Origin of the sequence: Nitrospirillum amazonense (assembly GCF_007828045.1) — a bacterium.
Classification (GTDB): Bacteria; Pseudomonadota; Alphaproteobacteria; order Azospirillales; family Azospirillaceae; genus Nitrospirillum; species Nitrospirillum amazonense_C.
Genome location: NZ_VITN01000021.1, coordinates 61,079 through 78,859 on the forward strand (window position 1 = coordinate 61,079; position 17,781 = coordinate 78,859).

General features: G+C 68.9%; 11 protein-coding genes. 8 read left to right on the forward strand and 3 right to left on the reverse strand.

The window, feature by feature from the left end; all coding sequences use genetic code 11:
* Positions 1–4 precede the first annotated feature (4 nt).
* From FBZ89_RS24510 to FBZ89_RS24520, 3 genes are read right to left on the reverse strand one after another with little or no spacing between them, the layout of a single operon-like run.
* Positions 5–475, reverse strand: a complete 471-nt coding sequence (locus FBZ89_RS24510; RefSeq protein WP_145753011.1) for a hypothetical protein — start codon at positions 473–475, stop codon at positions 5–7.
* A 6-nt stretch (positions 476–481) separates the two neighbouring features.
* Positions 482–1,633 (reverse strand): DcrB/PsbP domain-containing protein, encoded by a 1,152-nt coding sequence (locus tag FBZ89_RS24515; RefSeq protein ID WP_145753013.1) that lies wholly within the window; start codon positions 1,631–1,633, stop codon positions 482–484.
* A complete protein-coding gene (locus FBZ89_RS24520) occupies positions 1,630–4,080 on the reverse strand; it encodes a type VI secretion system Vgr family protein (RefSeq protein WP_145753015.1) in 2,451 nt (816 codons plus the stop codon). The genes FBZ89_RS24515 and FBZ89_RS24520 overlap by 4 nt, the downstream gene beginning before the upstream one ends.
* A gap of 957 nt (positions 4,081–5,037) precedes the next feature.
* On the opposite strand from FBZ89_RS24520, the gene tagH reads away from it, so the two are divergent.
* The 8 genes from tagH (at position 5,038) to tssA (ending at position 17,771) form a co-directional block, all read left to right on the forward strand.
* A complete protein-coding gene (gene tagH / locus FBZ89_RS24525; RefSeq protein WP_186457558.1) occupies positions 5,038–6,759 on the forward strand; it encodes a type VI secretion system-associated FHA domain protein TagH in 1,722 nt (573 codons plus the stop codon).
* Between the two features lie 117 nt (positions 6,760–6,876).
* A complete protein-coding gene (gene tssJ, locus FBZ89_RS24530) occupies positions 6,877–7,464 on the forward strand; it encodes a type VI secretion system lipoprotein TssJ (protein WP_145753020.1) in 588 nt (195 codons plus the stop codon).
* Positions 7,465–7,474: 10 nt separating this feature from the next.
* Positions 7,475–8,818 (forward strand): type VI secretion system baseplate subunit TssK, encoded by a 1,344-nt coding sequence (gene tssK / locus FBZ89_RS24535; protein WP_145613987.1) that lies wholly within the window; start codon positions 7,475–7,477, stop codon positions 8,816–8,818.
* Entirely contained in the window at positions 8,818–10,209 is a 1,392-nt protein-coding gene (gene icmH, locus FBZ89_RS24540; RefSeq protein WP_145753021.1) for a type IVB secretion system protein IcmH/DotU, read from the forward strand. The genes tssK and icmH overlap by 1 nt, the downstream gene beginning before the upstream one ends.
* A complete protein-coding gene (gene tssM / locus FBZ89_RS24545) occupies positions 10,206–13,799 on the forward strand; it encodes a type VI secretion system membrane subunit TssM (protein ID WP_145753023.1) in 3,594 nt (1,197 codons plus the stop codon). The genes icmH and tssM overlap by 4 nt, the downstream gene beginning before the upstream one ends.
* The gene (tagF, locus tag FBZ89_RS31655; protein ID WP_246172542.1) at positions 13,781–15,355 is read left to right on the forward strand and encodes a type VI secretion system-associated protein TagF; all 1,575 of its coding nucleotides are present in this window, start codon (positions 13,781–13,783) and stop codon (positions 15,353–15,355) included. Before tssM ends, tagF begins: the two co-directional genes overlap by 19 nt.
* Positions 15,352–16,641, forward strand: a complete 1,290-nt coding sequence (locus FBZ89_RS24560; RefSeq protein ID WP_145753025.1) for a serine/threonine-protein kinase — start codon at positions 15,352–15,354, stop codon at positions 16,639–16,641. Before tagF ends, FBZ89_RS24560 begins: the two co-directional genes overlap by 4 nt.
* On the forward strand, positions 16,638–17,771 hold the full coding sequence (gene tssA, locus FBZ89_RS24565; protein WP_145753026.1) for a type VI secretion system protein TssA: 1,134 nt from the start codon (positions 16,638–16,640) through the stop codon (positions 17,769–17,771). Before FBZ89_RS24560 ends, tssA begins: the two co-directional genes overlap by 4 nt.
* Positions 17,772–17,781 lie beyond the last annotated feature (10 nt).

A 17,781-nucleotide genomic window follows, 5' to 3' on the forward strand; every position in this document is an offset into this window, starting at 1 on the left:
GCCCTCACATAGGCTGGGCGCCGGCCGGTCGAACGCCGACAAGGGCGGCGATCACCAGGCCGGACACAATGATCATGATCATGGAAAAGGCCATCAACTCGGGCAGGCGGCCGATCGCCACCATGTGGTCGACGTCCGCCTTGCGATAGGGCGCCAGGAACAGGCGCCACAGGCCGGGGAACGCGCCGGTTCCCCCGGTCCTGGCCACCCACGCCTTGATGGCCGCACGCCACTGCAGCAGGCCGACCATCAGGAACAGCGACAGCGCCGCCACGCCGGCGGCAGCCAGCAGGGGGGCCGCCAGCACCATGGACATGGACTTGCCGCCCAGGGCCAGCAGGGCCAGGCAGACGCCCAGCAGCCCGAACAGGGCCAGGAATGCCCTGGGCGTCCGCTCCCGATCCGGCAGGCGCGCGGCCAAGGAGGCCAGCAGGCCCAGGGTCGGCGGTGGGGTGGTGGGGGGAGACAGGGACATGGCGGATCAGCCTGCCGGAGCCAAGGCGGTCAACAGGCTGGTGATGGCGATGTCGAAGGCGCGTTTGTTGATGGCCGTCACCAGGTAGGGATCGGAAGGGCCGGCAGGCGTGACCAGGGTGAAGACCGCCCAGCCCTTGGCCGTGGCGATCACCGTCTGCCGCACCAGAGCGGAGCGCTCGCTCAGCGTCGCGGGGGTGTCCGCCGTCCAGAAGGTAACACCGGCGGTGCCCGTGGACACCTCGCGCAGCGTGCCGTCAGCGAAACTGGCGCCCAGATGCCGCATCCCGTCCGCCACCAGATGGGCGATCTGGTCGGGCGCGCGGAAGCGGCCGCGCGGGGCGGTGTAGACGTTGATCATGCCGGCCCGGTCCGCGCCCGTGCCATTGGACAAGCCCCAGGATTGGCAATCGGCATCGACGCTTTCGTCTGCCCGCACCGTCCAGGATGCCGGCACCTTGAAGCCCAGCTGGAAGACCTTGTTCAAGGCGACATCCTGAAGGATTTCCATGTAGGGCTGGGGCTTGGCCTCCGTCAGCTTGAAGGAGGCGGCCGCCACCAGGAAGGTATCCTCCGCCGTGGTATAGCGGCGTTCGGGGGCGAAGCTGTGCAGCAGATAGATGAACTTGCCGTTCTTGAAGGTGCGCAGCCGGTAGAGATAGGGCTGGCCTTGCACGGTGCGCGAGGCCAGCACGTCGGCGTTGCGCCCCGCGTCCGAGGGAATGCTGCGGCGGGCCACCACGGTGTAGTGGTTCGCCGCCATCCAGGGATCCAGCCAATCCTCCGGCGCCACCTCGCGTTCGATCTGCTGGGCGTAAACCTCGATGATGGCGTCCTGGCTTTGCCCGCCGTACCGGGCCAGCAGTTGCAGGCCGCCGTCCGCCTTGGCGGGCCGCCCGTCCTTTTCGAACCACTGCCAATTCTTGGGAATCATCACTTCAAAGGCGAAGGCCGGAACCGGGCTGGGGAAAGCCTGGTGCAGATAGTCGCGCTCCACCTCCGCGCGGGTGGCTTGAACGGTGGTTCGCAGGTCTGCCATGGGTCGTTCCTTCGCGGTGATGGTCTCCGCGGCGTGGGTACGCGGTGTAAGGGCGGCAAGCAGGCCGGCCGCCAGGATGAAGAATAGGACGCCACGGTCCTGTCGGACATGGGGCGTCATGGGGCACCTCCCTTGGGGGCGGGGCCTATGCTGGCGTCCAGGCCGGTCTTGATGCCCAGGCCGGCTTCGATATCGCCGAAGATGCCAGCATGCGTCCGCTGGTCCACCCGGTCGTAGTAGCCGTAGCCACCGGCGCCGATGCCGGCGCTGCCGGCGGAAACGCCCTGTTCGCCCTTCACGGCGATGGTCCAGTCATCGGGCACGCCGGGCAGCCAGCCGATGGGTATGGTCACGTTCTCTTCCGCGCTGGCCTGGGCCACGCGGGCCCCGGCCTTGCCGCCCAGCGCGGCGCCGATATAGCGGCCGTCGTCCCCCAGCAGGGCCTGGCCCTTGGCGTCGGCGGAGAACAGCTCGCCCGTTCCCTTCACCCCGCCACCGCCCTTGTTCAGGTCGCCCGCGATGCCTTCGACCGTGACGCGCTGCATGGCCGCCTTGGCCTCACCCTGGGCGCCCAGGCCGTTGGTGGTGACGCCGGCGTGGCCCGTGCCCTCCGCGGCGAAGATGTCCATGCCGCCGGAAACTTCACCCCAGCTGTTCTTGCCCTTGGCGGAAATGCGGGCCATGGCGATTTCGCCCTTGGCGTCCACCGTCGCCTTGGTCGGGTCGGCGTGGGCGGTGATCGATCCTTCCGCGCCCAGGACCTTGGCGGTGACGGGACCCGTGGTCTTGTTGGCCGCCCAGGCGGAGCCCTCGGCCTTGAAGTCCTGGCCCGGCGGCTTGGCCGGCGCCGGCTCCTTCATGTTCAGCCAGATCTTGCCGCCCTTGTGGCGGATGCCGTCCTTGTCCATCACCACGGTGCTGCCGTTGCTGGACAGGATGATGTTGTCCGGCGTGAACTGGATGGAACTGTTGCCCACCTTGAAGGCCAGCACCTGCCCCGCCTGGCGCACCGACGCCTTGGTCACCGTCTCGAAGGCGTTGTTCTGGACGACCATGGAGAGGTCTTTTTGGGAGTGGAAGGCGATTTCCTCGGCGCCGGCCTTGTCTTCCAGGGTGAAGAGGTTGAAGCCTGCGCCGCCTGGGCTGCTGGCGGTTCGGAAGGTGGTCTGGGTTTTCTGGGCGGGCAGGCCGAGGGGGGCTGTGGTCTCGGAATTGGGGACGGAGCCCAGGATGACGGGCCGGTCTGGGTTGCCTTCCAGGAAGGCGACGACGACCTCCATGCCCATGCGGGGGATGGTCTGGGCGCCGAAGCCGCGGCCGGCCCAGCCCTGGGCGACGCGGACCCAGCAGGAGCTGCCCTCGTTGGACTGGCCGCGCCGGTCCCAGAAGAACTGCACCTTCACCCGGCCGTGCTTGTCCGTGTGGATCTCCTGGCCCTTGGGGCCGACCACGACGGCGGTCTGCAGGCCGGAGATGGTGGGGCGGGGGGTGGCGCGGCGGGGCACGAAGGGGGTGGCGGCCGGCAGGCAGGTGAAGTGGTTGGCGTAGCCGGAATGGCTGGCGCCGCCGCCCTCATAGCTGAGGTCGCTGGCCCGGTGGCTGGCGGAGAGCACGACATAGGCGCCGTTCTCGGCGGCGACGGGATGGTCGGTCAGCTGGAAGCGGCCGCAGGGGGTCATGGAGCGGCAGTCGCTGGCGCCCTGCACGGTCTCGCGCTCCACCTCCTCCGCCTGCATGGCCAGCTTGGCCCGTCGCTCGCCATCGCCGGCGCTGTCGTGCAGGCCGGGATAGTCGAAGTGCTCGTGCTGGGGATCCTGGCTGTAGCTGGAGACGGTGGGGATGGTCCGCTTCAGGTCCAGCTTGCTGGTCTGGAAGTTGTAGTCGGTCATGGCCCAGGCGCTGGCCTGGTAGGCGTGGCTGCGGTGCCACTCGGTGATGTGGTTGGAGCGGGAGGAGGTGGCGCTGAAGGGGATCAGCGGCTCATCCCCCGTCTGGTAGGCGGAGGTCTGGGAGCCCAGGACCAGGGTGTGTTTCCCCGCCTCATGCCGGAAGAAGTAGTAGAGGCCGTCCTCCTCCATCAGGCGGGAGACGAAGGCGAAGTCGGTCTCGCGGTACTGCACGCAGTACTCGCGCGGGGGCGGGGCGCTGACGCCGGAGAAGTCGTACTGGGTGACGCCCAACTCGCCGAAGATGGTCTCCAGGATGTCGAGGGTGGTCTTGTTCTGGAAGATGCGGCAGTCGCTGGTGCGGGTCAGGAACCACAGGCGGGGGACGACGCGCAGGACATAGTGCCGCTGCCCGCGGGAGGCGGCATGGCCGCCGGTGAGCGAGGCGACGACGCCGTTGAAGACGCGGTAGACGCCGTCATCCAGGCGCAGCTTCAGGTCCACGCTCTGTGCCACCAGGGCGGCGGGATCGACGTTGTCGTCCATGGCGCGCACGGTCGCGCGGAACTCAAAGGGCATCGACACGCCCTCCGTCCCCTCCAGCGCTTCCAGCAAAAGCTGGTCGGGCCCCAAGGGGCTCTCGATCCCCAGCAACCGTTCCGCTTGCGTGTAACCGTCCATCAAATCCTCGTATGCCCGGCGGACGGATGCGCGCCGAACGTCCTCAGTCGCGGCGGCATGGCCGCCTGGCTGCTACTGTCATCATCTGTTAACCCACCGTTCACACGGTGTGATTTCAAAACCTTTCAGACCGCCCCTGTAACTTCGGCGCGACACAGAACTATGGGCCGGCGGCGGGGCGTCAAGGGCCGCGCGTGCTGGCGCGTTTCCTATGCCGTCATGAATACGGCAAGAAAGTGACGCAATTTATTCTTTAACCGCAGGTGAATGGGAGGTGGCTTCATGTTGATGTAGCTTTAAAAATCGGCCGTTACTGTAGAATTGAACGCCCGTGCTTCAATTCTGATTTGCTGCCGGCGCTTTGGCCATTCCACGAAGGGTTACGCCCTTCCGGTATAGGAAGCTTGATGCCGCATATCCTGATGGCGGACCCAATTGCCGGCCGGAACGCCTGCTTTCACTGCAAGGCGGCGGTAAACCCAAGGGATTCCGCGCGGTTCAGGGGGGTAGGCACCTTCGTATTAACGCGTTATTGGGTTGGACCGGGGGGCGGAAAGCTGGTTCCAAGGGGTGTCAGGGCACCTGTCCGCCGGGTCATATGACCTAGGTTTTGTAGATATATATCCGCTTCATTCCGGCAGTTATAGAGCCACGGGATAAGGAATAGGCTTCCGGAATTTCCCCAGCAATTACAAAGGCGATTGCTTAAAATATCGATTAAAATTGTGTTCAAAATATACTTTGAAGCTATGCCCTATGACTGGGGGCCGATGCGGTCCGCCCATATCTCTACCTCTATCTGGATAAGCCGCCGAGAACCGTTTCTGGGGGGTCGACGGAACTATCTTCCGAATTATATCAGCGTGCATTGCTTGGTAAATTTATCGTTAAAAGATTGGACACGTTGTCGACCTCTCAGTGACGTCGCCAATGCCGTCCTTGCGCAGCGAGGATCAGATGGCCCTTGTCTTACGTGTTCTTTCGGCCGGGGACTGCTCCATATCCGAAGGCGAAACCCGCGTCTGCGATGGCGCCAGTTTCACCATCGGCCGTGGCGCCGAGAACGACTGGGTGGTCAACGACCCCCAGCGCCACCTGTCGAAGCAGCACTGCCGGATAGATCTGCGCGGCCAGACCTATTTCGTGACGGACACCAGTACCAACGGCGTCTACGTCGGCGGGGCGGCCGCCCCCCTGGGCCGGGGCAACAGCCAGCCGGTGAATGACGGCGATGTCATCAATCTGGGCCCCTGCACCCTGCGCTTGGAAATCAGCGACCAGCCCGCGGCCTCGGTGTCCCCCATGGCGACGGTGAACGGCGCCGGCCGTGTGGCCGGCATTGGCCATCCCCTGTCCGGATCGGGCATGACCAGCGGGGCCCTGGCTGATCCAGACATGGATTACGGCCTGGAGGGGCTCAACAACGGCCATACCGGCTATGTCCCCTCGCTGACCCAGGTCCTGGCCGGCGACCGCGTCGCCGAGATGCAGCTGACCGACATGCTGGGGGAAGGGGAGGCGGAGGTGGAGGCGCCGTTCGGTGGCGCGCTGGCCCCGTCGCTGGCCGCCCATTCCGGTACCGGCGCCTATTTCGAGGCGCCTGAGGTCAAGCACCCGGTCATCCCCATGGACTGGCAGGCCGAGGGCGTCGATGGCGTCGCGGCGCAGGATGAGCTGGAGTCCGTCAGCGCCGCCGCCCAGGTGATGGCGGAGGCCTTCGCCGGGACCCGTAACGGCCAGGCCACGGCCCGCGTCGCCAACCCTGCCGTTTCCAGCCCCGCCCCGGCTAGTCCGGCCGCTGGTCCGGTCAATGGCGCCGGCGCCACCATCCTGCCCATCAACTCCGCCGCCGCCCAGGTGCGGCCCCAGCCGGTGGCCACCCCCGTGGCGCGGGTCCCTCCCGTTTCCCCCGCCGTCGCACCCGTCGTGGGGCTGGGCACCATGAACCCGGCGGCGCTCGCCACACCGGCCGTGCCTCCGGTGGCGCAGGCCGTCCCGGTCGCCCCGCCTCAGCCGGCGGCGCAGGCCTCGCCCCTTGCCCAGGCTCAGCTCCAGTCGGCGCCCGCCCAGGCTCCCAACCCCCAGGCTCCCAACCCCCAGAACCCGCCCCCCCAGATCCCCAACGACGTGTTCGAGGCCTTCCTGGCCGGCGTCGGCCTGCCGTTGGACGCGGTGGACGCATCCGACGCCCCGGCGCTGATGCACAAGATGGGCGTCGCCCTGCGCGAGGCGGTCAACGGCCTGCGTGAGCTGCTGGAACTGCGCGCCTTCCTGAAATCCGAGTTCCGCATCGAGCACACGCTGCTGCGCGCCAAGGAGAACAATCCCCTGAAGTTCTCCGCCAACCTGGACGGCACGCTGTCCGTGCTGATCGGCCGGCGGGTCATGGGCTTCATGGACGCGCCGGAGGCCATCCGCGAAAGCCTGCGCGACATCAAGGCCCACGAGGTGGCCCTGATCGCCGGCATGAAGACGGTGGTGGGCGACGTGCTGGAACAGCTGTCGCCCGAGACCATCAAGAACGACGTCAGCGCCTCCATGCTGCCGCAGGTGCACAAGGCCCGCTGCTGGGAACGGTACGAGCAGGTCCACCAGCGCATGATGGGCGAACAGTCGTCGGGACCGCCCCTCGGCAGCAAATTTTCCTCCGCCTACACCCAGCAGTTCAGAAGCCTCTGAACCGCCTGGGATCACTTTCGTCCCCGCCTGGCACCCGCCTCACCTCCACCCGTCCGCCAGCCGCCTGGGGATAACCCCAGCCCCGAGACTGCCCAGACTAACAGGGTCCTCTAGACGATGCCTTTCGCCACGACCACCGCCCGCCGTTCCACCCAGCACCCCATGAGCCGTGCGGCCCTCGCCACCGTGCTCGCCGGTGCCGTCCTGCAGCTGGCGGCCTGCTCGCACGAGCCGCCGCCCCCGCCGCCGGTGCGCACCACCGTGCCGGTGTCGATCAACGTCGGGCCCGACGCCAATCCCGACACGCTGGGCCGTCCGTCGCCCATCGTGACGCGCGTCTACCAGCTGGCGTCCAAGGACAAGTTCACCATCGCCGCCCCCATTCAGCTGATCCAGCACGATACCCAGGCACTGGGCACCGACCAGCTGGGCCGGGACGAGTTCGTGCTGCAGCCCGGCGACAAGAAGCAGATGGTCTTGCCGCAGAACGACAAGGTGCACTACGTCGGCATCGTCGCCGCCTATCGCGCCATCGACCAGGCCAACTGGCGGGAGGTCGTGGCCCTGCCGGACACCGGCCCGGTGACGCTGAACGTCACCGTCGGCGCCAACGGCCTGGTGGTGAAGCGCGACACGGCCGACGCCGGCACCCCGCCCGGCACCGCGGCGGCGGCCGACGCGTCCAAGCGCACCCCCACCAAGTGAGGCCCCGGCCATGATGTCCGCCAACCGCGTGGTCTGGACCGAGGGCATGTTCCTGCGTGTCCAGCATTTCCAGCAAGCCGACCGCCATGTGGAACGGCTGCTGCACGCGCGCACCGAACCGCTGACCCCCTTCTCCTGGGGCTTGAGCGAGCTGACGATAAACCGGGAACTGCTGGGCATCGGCAAGTTCGCCATCGTCTCCGCCAAGGGCATCCTGCCCGACGGCACGCCCTTCTCCATCCCGGACGAGGCCGACCATCCGCCGCCGCTGGAGCTGTTCGACACCACCAAGAACTGCGTCATCTACCTGACGCTGCCCGTGCGCCAGCCGGGCGGCGCCGAGGTGGGGCTGACCAATTCCGAGGACGCCATCACCCGCTTCGTCCCGGCGCGGTATGAGGCGGAGGACGCCAACCTCGGCAGCGACCAGGCGGCGGCCATGGATGTCGCCCGGCTGCGCCTGCGTCTGGCGCCGGAGACGCAGCCGCTTGCGGGATATGAAAAGATCGCCATCGCCCGGGTGGTCGAGGTGCGGTCCGACCGCGCCATCATCCTGGATGAGCAGTTCATCGCCCCGGTCACCTCGGTCGCGGCCCAGGCGCCGCTGGCCGCCTTCCTGACCGAGTTGCAGGCCCTGATCCAGCACCGGGCCGAGGCCCTGGCCGGCCGTCTGTCCGGCCCCTCGGCCAAGGGGGCGGCGGAGATCGCGGACTTCCTGCTGTTGCAGACCGTGAACCGGTATGAGCCGCTGCTGCGCCATTACGCCGCCACGGCGCCCATGCTGCATCCGGAGCGGTTCTACCGCCTCTGCGTCGAGGTGGCGGGGGAACTGGCCACCTTCACCACCGAGGCCAAGCGCGCCGCCGTGTTCCCCGAATACCGGCACGAGGATTTGCAGAACACCTTCCGGCCCGTCTTCTCCGACCTGCGCGCCTCCTTGAGCGCCGTGCTGGAGCAGACCGCCGTCGCCATCCCGCTGCAGGCCCGCCGCCATGGCATCAAGGTCGGCGTCATCGTCGATCGGTCGCTGCTGTTCAACGCCACCTTCGTGCTGGCGGTGAACGCGGACATGCCGGTGGAGCACCTGCGCCGCGTCTTCCCCAACCAGGTGAAGATCGGCCCGGTGGAACAGATCGCCCAGCTGGTGAACGTGGCGCTGCCCGGCATCAATGTCCGGCCCCTGCCGGTGGCGCCCCGCCAGCTTCCATACCGCAGCGGCCAAGTCTTCTTCGAGCTGGACCGCAGCAGCCAGCATTTCAAGCAGCTTCAAAAGTCCGGCGGCATCGCCCTGCACCTGGCGGGTGATTTCGCGCAGATCGAAATGGAGCTGTGGGCCATCAAGGGGGGTGCGTGATGTCCTATCCCAGCTACGGCCAGACGGCCCACGAGCCGACCATCATCAAGCCGACGCCCGGCGGCCGCCGTTCGGCGCCGGTGCAACTGGTGGCGCCACCCACCGACTACGCGCCGGAAGACACGGTCGATTTGACGCTGGGCGGCCTCAACCCGCTGGTGGCCGCCGCCGGCCCCATCCTGACGCTGGCCCGCCGCCTGCGCACGTCCGCCGCCCAGTCCAATATCGAGGAACTGCGCGAGCGCGTCGCCGACGAGATCAAGACCTTCGAGAAGCGGGCGCAGGGCACCGGCGTCACCAACGAGGCGGCGCGCGCCGCCCACTACGCCCTGTGCGCCACCATCGACGATATCGTGCTGAACACCCCGTGGGGTGCCAGCAGCACCTGGGCGCGGGCCGGCATGGTCATCACCTTCCACATCGACGTGACCGGGGGTGAGCGCTTCTACGATCTGCTGAACCACCTGCTGAAGGATCCGGCCGCCAACTTCCAGGTGCTGGAGCTGATGTACCTGTGCCTGTCGCTGGGCTTCGAGGGCCGGCTGCGCATCCTGCCGCAGGGCTCGCTGGAACACTCCCGCATCCGCGACAACCTCTACCGCATCCTGACCCAGCGGCGCGGCGAGGCCGAGCGTGAGCTGTCGGTGCATTGGCGCGGGGTGGAGGCACCCTTCCGCCCCCTGTTGCCCAGCATCGAGTTCTGGACCGTCATGGCGGCCACCCTGATCATCATCACGGTGATGGCCACGGGCTTCAGCTTCGCGCTGAACGGCAGTTCCGACGCCACGCTGGAAAAGATGGCCACCCTGCCGCCGGTGGGACAGCCCAGCGTCGCCCTGGCCCAGCCCACGGCGCCGGTGCAGCCCAAGTCCAAGGATCTGGACCAGTTCCGCGCCTTCCTGGCGCCGGAGATCGCCCAGGGCCTGGTGACCGTGGTGCCCCAGGGCACGGACACCGTCGTGCGCATCCGCAACGCCGGCATGTTCGCGTCCGGCAGCAGCGAGGTGAACGAAAGCTACACCGCCCTGCTGAACCGTATCGGCGAGGCCCTGAACACCCGGCCCGGCGCTGTGCTGATCACGGGGCATACCGATAATATTCCCATCCGCACCATCCGGTTCCCGTCGAACTGGCATTTGTCACAGGCCCGTGCCGACGCGGTCGCCGCCGTCATCGCCACCCACCTGGCCGACAAGTCCCGTCTGAAGGCCCAGGGCATGGCCGACACCCAGCCCATCGCCACCAACGACCAGGACGCCGGCCGGGAAGCCAACCGTCGCATCGATGTGATCCTGAGCTCGCCCGCGGCCGCCCAGCCGGTGCCGTCGGCCGCCTCGGCGACCCCGACCGCGACGCCCGCCCCGACTGCCAACCAGGGAACGGCCCAATGAACGTCCCCAGCAGCGTTTACTTCGCGCAGCCCCTGATTTCCGCTCTGGCGCAGCCCTTCCGCGCCCGCTGGGCCTGGTCCCTGGTATGGGCCATCGGCTTCGCCCTGGTCATCTGGTTCTTCGGCGCCCTGGTGGCGGTGGGCAGCCACCGCCCGCTGGAAGGCGACCTGGTGCGCCTGATCGCCTGTTGCGCCGTGTTCGCCACCTGGGCCGCCTTCAACCTTCAGGTCAACCTGAAGGCCCGGCAGACCGACCGGCGCATGGTCCACGACCTGACCGACCCCAGCGAGGAGGAGAAGCGCCGCGGCGCCGACGCCGCCTCCGCCGAGGAACTCCGCCTGCTGCGCGACCGCCTGCAAGAGGCGCTGAGCCAGCTGCGCAAGAAGGCCGGCCGCAAGGGCATGGGCCGGGGCTATCTCTACCAGCTGCCCTGGTACATCATGGTCGGGCCGCCGGGCTCGGGCAAAACCTCGGCCCTGCTGACCTCGGGCCTGAATTTCCCGCTGTCCACCACCATCGGCCGCGACCCCCTGAAGGGCATCGGCGGCACCCGCAACTGCGACTGGTGGTTCACGGACGAAGCCATCCTGCTGGACACGGCCGGCCGCTACACCACGCAGGACAGCGATCCGCACCAGGACCAGGCCGCCTGGCTGGGCTTCCTGGACCTGCTGAAAAGCTACCGCCCGCGCCAGCCGGTGAACGGCGCCATCGTGGTGATGAGCCTGGCCGACCTCATGGCCCCCGATCCCACCGAGCGCCTGAACCACGCCCGCGCCATCCGCCTGCGCCTGAACGAGCTGTACGACCGCTTCGGCCTGCGCTTCCCGGTCTACATGCTGTTCACCAAGGTCGATCTGGTGCCCGGCTTCGTCGAATACTTCGACAACCTGGGCAAGTCGGAACGCGAACAGGTCTGGGGCATGACCTTCCCCCTGGACGACGGCGCCGCCGACAGCCCCGGCGTGGTCGAGCAGTTCCCGCAGGAGCTGGAGGGCCTGGTCATCCGCCTGAACGAGCGGCTGCTGGAACGGGTGCAGCAGGAGGCGGACATCGAGCGCCGCGGCCTGGTGTTCAACTTCCCCAACCAGGTGGCCAGCCTCAGCGACGCGCTGCTGGAGATCCTCACGGAAATCTTCCGCGCCAGCCCCTATGAGACGCGGCCCCTGCTGCGCGGCAGCTACTTCACCAGCAGCGTGCAGGTGGGCATGCCCATCGACCGCACCATGGCCACCATCGCCGCCACCTTCGGCCTGGATCCGGTGCGCATGCCGGCCAACAACCGCCAGGGCCGCAGCTATTTCCTGACCCGGCTGTTCAACGAGGTGATCTTCGCCGAGGCCGCCGTCGTCAGCCTGAACCCCAAGGTGGAGCAGCGCCGCCGCCGCCTGCGCATCGCGACGTACGCCTCCGCCGCCGTCATCCTGGCCGTACTGGCCTATGCCTGGAGCACCGGCTACCAGGAGAACAAGCGCCAGGTGGCCCTGATCGATGACGGCCTGCAGGCCTATGACAAGGCGGCCGCCGGCATCCCCAGCCAGGGCGTGACGGACGCCGACTTGGCCCGCGTGGTCAAGCCGCTGAACATCCTGCGCAACTTGCCCACGGGCCTGGAGAACAACGAGGGTGTGGCCAGCCAGTGGCTGACCTTCGGCCTCTACCAGGGCGACAAGCTGAAGACGGTACACGCCGCCGTGTACCACCGGGCGCTGAACGGCCTGATGCTGCCCCGCCTGCTGGTGCGGCTGCAGGACCAGATCCGGGCGCACGAGGATGACGACGACTTCGTGGCCGGCGCGCTCAAGATCTACCTGATGCTGGGCAGCCGCGGCCCCTTGGACGCCGCCGCCGTGCGCCAGTGGATGGTGGCCGACTGGGCCGCCACCTGGCCGGGCGAGGCCAACAAGGGCCTGCGCGACGACCTGGCACGCCACCTGGACAGCCTGCTGACCCGGGGCAGCCTGACGCCCATCCCCTTGGACGCCAACCTGATCACCCAGTCGCGGCGCAGCCTGGAAAAGCTGGCCCCGGCCGAGCGGGTCTACGCCCTGGTCCGCCAGCACGAAGGCATCAGCCAGCTGCCGCAGTGGCGCCCCGTCGACCATGCCGGCGCCACGGCCGACCATGTCTTCACCCGCGTCTCCGGCAAGCCGCTGACCGAGGGCATCCCAGGCCTATACACGCCGGAAGGCTATAAGGCCTTCCAGCCGGCGCTCTCCGCCGTCATCGCCGAGGTGCAGGGGCAGAGCTGGGTGCTGGGTGACAAGCCCGCCGGGGCCAACGCCCAGGCGCAGCAGGCGGCCCAGGCCGATGACCTGCGCGAGCGGGTGACGCAGCTGTACTACGCCGACTACATCCAGCAGTGGGACACCATGCTGGGCGACCTGCGCATCGTGCCGCTGGCCGACATGCAGCAGACCATCGCTGTGCTGAACCTGGTGTCCAGCCCCGACATGCCGATGCTGAAGCTGCTGAAGGACATTGCGGCGGAAACGCAGATCGTCCCCCTGCCGGGCTTGCCCAAGGCCATCCCGGGGCCCGGCGGTGCTCCCGCCCCGGCGGCCCTGCCCACGCCGGACGCGCCGGCCGGCGCCGTGGCCGTGGCCCAGCACTTCCAGCCCATCGCCGACTTCGTCACGCCCAGCAACGGCGCACCGGCGCGGGCGGAGGATCTGGTGCGCCTGTTGGGCGAGGCCTATCAGGAACTGAGCAACGTCGCCAGCGGGCCCGGCAACGGCCGCATGGCCATGTACACCCGCGCCTCACACGGCGGTGCCGGCGGCCCCATCCAGATGCTGAACACCCAGGCGGCGCAGATGCCGCGCCCGGTCAACGGCTGGATCGCCACCATCACCGGCAGCGCGTCGGAACAGTCGGTGGGCGGTGCCCGGGCCCAGTTGAGCAATCTCTGGGGCGGCGAGGTGGGCGGCTTCTGCACCCGCGCCGTCAACGGCCGCTATCCCTTCGCCAAGGACAGCAGCAAGGAAATCTCGGTGGGTGACTTCACCCGGCTGTTCGCCCCCAACGGCATGTTGGACAATTTCTTCAACAACCATCTGAAGACGCTGGTCGATACCTCGGGCACCAAGTGGCGCTGGACCAAGGTGGGCGACACCGGCCTGGGCATTCCCGACAGTGTGCTGGCCTCCTTCCAGTATGCCGCCCAGATCCGCGACGCCTTCTTCCCCGACGGCGGCCAGCAGCCCCGTGTCGCCCTGCAGGTGACGCCGGTGACCCTGGATCCGAAGTCCACCGGCGTGCTGTTCGCCAGCGGCGGCCAGCAGATCGAATACCAGCACGGGCCGCAGTGGCCGGCTTCGCTCCAATGGCCGGACAACGACCCCAACGGCGTCAGCCGCGTGGTGTTCGAGGTAACCGACGGCCTGCCGCAGAGCGTGCTGAAAAGCGGTCCCTGGTCGCTGTTCCACCTGGTGGACCAGGGCACGGTCACGCCCCTGGGCAGTGACAACTTCCGCGTCAATTTCGCCTCCGGCACCCACAACGCCGGCTTCGAGGTGAAGTCCAGCACCTCGCTCAACCCCTTCATCCTCAAAGAACTGAGGGCGTTCCGTTGTCCAGTCTCTTTCTGAATGGCGCCGTCTCGGCTCACGAGCCGGGTTTCTTCGGCAAGATCCCGGCGCGGGGGGACTTCGTCTCCCGGCGGCTGGACCCAGCGATCGTCCGCCCGCTGGACGAATGGCTGCAGGCGTCGCTCGCCACCAGCCAGCGGCAGATGGGCGAGGCGTGGCTGCCCAGCTACCTGGACACGCCGGTCTGGCGCTTCGTTCTGGGGCCGGGGGTCTGCGGCGACACGGCCATGGCCGGCGTGCTGATGCCCAGCGTCGACCGGGTGGGGCGCTACTTCCCCCTTGTGCTGGCGACGCCGCTGCCCGGCTGCGTCGCCCCCATCCGCCTGATCGAAAGCGGTCGCGCCTGGTTCGACAAGGTGGAGGATCTGGCGCTGACCTCGCTGGACGACGACTTCAACTTCGACAGCTTTGACCAGGCCGCCCGGGTGCTGGGCGCGCCGCCCTACGACACCACGCGCGGGCCGGTGGAAAGCAGCGCCTTCCGCGTCGGGCTGGCCAATAATGGCGGCGCCAGCGGCCGGGGCGCCCTGGGCGGCGCCTATGCCGAACTGCTGGACCAGGTGCTGATCGGCTTCAACAACCGCTTCAGCCTGTGGTGGACCACCGGGTCGGACAAGGTGGCGTCCTCGCTGCTGATCTCCCCGGGCCTGCCGGCGCCGCAGAACTACGCCGCCTTCCTGGACGGGCGCTGGGAGCGCTGGGGCTGGGAACGCCCGGCCGACACGGCGCTGCACCTGGCGGACGAGGAACTGCCCATCCTGCTGCTGCGTCCGGTGGTGGCGCTGCCCAGCCACGGCCGCACCCATCCCGGCACCCGCCGCACCATCAACCAGGATGCCCTGCTGCTGCGGCCCGACCTGGGCCTGTGGTGCGTCGCCGATGGCCTGGGCGGCCATTCGGCGGGTGAGGTGGCCAGCGCCCTGACCGTGAAGGCGCTGGACGCGGTGATGCCGCCGCTGTCCTACGGCGGCTTCGTGGAAGAGGTGCGCGAGGCCCTGGTCGAGGCCAACGACAAGCTGCGCGCCCAGGCCGCCACCCTGGGCGACCAGGCGCTGATCGCCTCCACCGCCGTGGTGCTGCTGATCTACGCCAACCGCTTCAATTGCCTGTGGGTGGGTGACAGCCGCATCTACCTGCTGCGCGACGGTCGGCTGCGCCAGCTGACCACCGACCACGTGGCCGCCGGCATCAACCAGCAGCAGCGCGCCACCATGCTGGTCACCCGCGCCGTGGGCGCCGCCGACACGCTGGAGATCGACATGGTGCAGGACGTCATCCAGCCCGGCGACCGCTTCCTGCTGTGCAGTGACGGCGTCACCAAGGTGCTGAGCGAGACGGAGATCGCCACGCTGATGCGGGGCATGCCCCCGCGCGAGACGGTGGACGCCCTGGTCGAGAACATCCTGGTCAGCGGCGCGCCGGACAACCTGACGGCCGTCATCGTCGACGTGCCTGAAAGCGATCATCCGGTGGCCGAGGCCGCCATGCATGCCACGGCCGCGCCGGTGCCCCAGCCGCCGGCGCTTGAGGACGTGCGCCAAGGGGGTGCGGAATGAGCCAGGCCGCCGTCCTGACCAACCCGGGCGCCGCCGTGGCGAACGAGGAGCCGCAGCAGCCGGACGAGATGACCTCGCTGCTGCTGAGCCCCGAGGCGCCGGATGAACTGACCCGCTTCGCCCCGGCCGAACTGACCGAGGTCATGGTGGCGCCGGACATCGCCGCGCCGAACGCCACCCCGGTGGTGCCGACGCGCGAGGTGGTGGAAAGTCAGGTGGCGGGCTTCATCGCCGGGGTCCGGGCGCAGGCGCACCGCGCCGGCCTCGACGAGGTCGCCTCCCTGGACCTGCTGAGCGGCGCCCGTGCCGCGCTGGACCGCCACATCCAGGCCGCCCAGCGCCCATGGGAGGATGGGCCGGAACCGGCCGCCAGCGCCACGCCGGGGGCGCCCAAGGCCGATCCCACCGGTTGGTCGGTGGCGCCGGGCAGCACCATGCTGAACACCTTCATCGTGCGCACCCTGCTGGCGCGCGGCGGGATGGGTGAGATCTACCGGGTGCGCCATCGCGACCTGAAGACCGACCAGGCCATCAAGGTCATCATTCCGGAATACCGCGACGACGCCAAGATCGTGGGCCTGTTCCACGAGGAAGGCCGCCTGCTGCAGCGCATCCGCCATGACGCCGTGGTGAGCTGCGCCGGCCTGTACCGCGACGGCGACGGCCGGTCCATGCTGGTGCTGGAGTATATCGACGGCCAGTCGCTGTCCTACTTCCTGCGGCGCGGGCCTTTGGGCCTGACGGCGTTGGAGGCCCTGCTGCGGCGCCTGGCGGCGGGCCTGACGGCGGTGCACGCCGTCGGCATCGTCCACCGCGACGTCAGCCCGGACAACATCCTGCTGCCCGGCGACAACCCGGCCGCGGCCAAGCTGATCGATTTCGGCGTGGCGCGGGAGATGCGCAACGGCGTCACCCCGCGCGACGGGCTGGATTTCGCCGGCAAGTTCTCCTTCGCCTCGCCGGAGCAGCTGGGCATGCACGGCGGCGCCATCGGCGTCGCGTCCGACATCTACAGCCTGGGCCTGGTCATCGTCGCCGCAGCGCGGGGCGAGAAGCTGGCCATGGGCCAGACGGTGGAGGAGGCGATGGCCGCCCGGCGCCAGGTTCCCGACATCAGCGCCGTGCCCGACCGCCTGCGCGGCGTGGTTGCCACGATGTTGCAGCCCGATCCCAAGCGCCGGCCCACGGACCTGGCCGCCCTGCTGCGTGCACTGGATGCTAGCGCCGCTGCCGGGGGCAGGGGCGGCTTCTGGGGTCGGCTGTGGCCGTCGCGGAAAGGTGCATGATGGATAACGGCGTGATCGTGTCCCCCGGCGTCCTGGACCTTCCCGCCCTGCTGGCCCCCATCCCGGGCGACCAGCCCTGCGGGCCGGATCTGCGCGTGCACAACGGCGGGGACGCCACCTATTTCCAGCTGAAGGATCTGCGCGCCACCGCCCGCGCCATCGAGCGGCGGGCGGATTCCGAGGATGAGGCCCAGACCTCGCTGGCCGAATGGCAGCGCATCCAGGACTTGGCGCGCGGCGTCCTGGCCCAGCGCACCAAGGACATTGAGGTCGCCGTCTGGCTGACCGAGGCCGCCGTGCGGCTGGAGGGCTTCGCAGGCCTGGCCGATGGCTTCCGCCTGCTGGCCGGCCTGGTGGAGCAGTATTGGGACGGTGTTCATCCCCAGCCGGATGAGGATGGCATCGCGGTTCGTCTGGCGCCCATCGGCGGCCTGAACGGCCATGGGGCGGAGGGCACGCTGATCCAGCCCATCCGCAAGGTGCCGCTGCTGCGCGAGGACCAGCCCATCGCCTATTGGCACTACGCCCTGGCCCAGCGCGCCAGCCAGACCCCGGACACGCGCAGCCGTCCCGGCCGCACCCCGCCGCCCACGCTGGACGCCCTGTCCCAGCGCATGAGCCAAGTGCCGGCGACGCGCAACCGGGCGCTGCTGGCCGATATCCGCGCCTGCCGCCAGGCCTTCCGCGACCTGGACCGGCTGCTGACCGAACGGGCGGGCGCCGACGCCCCGCCCACCTCCACCATCACCCACATCCTGGAGGAGGTGGAGGACGCGGTGGTGTTCCTGACCGGCCTGTCGGCCAAGGAAGAGGTGGAGGAGGCCGCCGTGCCCGACGTCATCCTGCATTCCGCCACCGGCGCCCCGGTCGTGGACGAGGCGGCGGCGCCGCTGCGCCCGGCCAAGGGCATCACCAGCCGGGAAGAGGCGCTGACCCTGCTGGCGGAGATCGGCCAGTACTTCCGCCGAACGGAACCGCATTCACCCCTGTCCTACACCATCGAGGACCTGGTCCGGCGCGGCCGCATGCCGCTGCCCGAACTGTTGGCCGAGCTGCTGGCGGACGCGGGTGCCCGCAACACCCTGCTGACCACCGCCGGCATCCGGCCGGTGCAGGGCAACGGACAATAACCCCTGATGA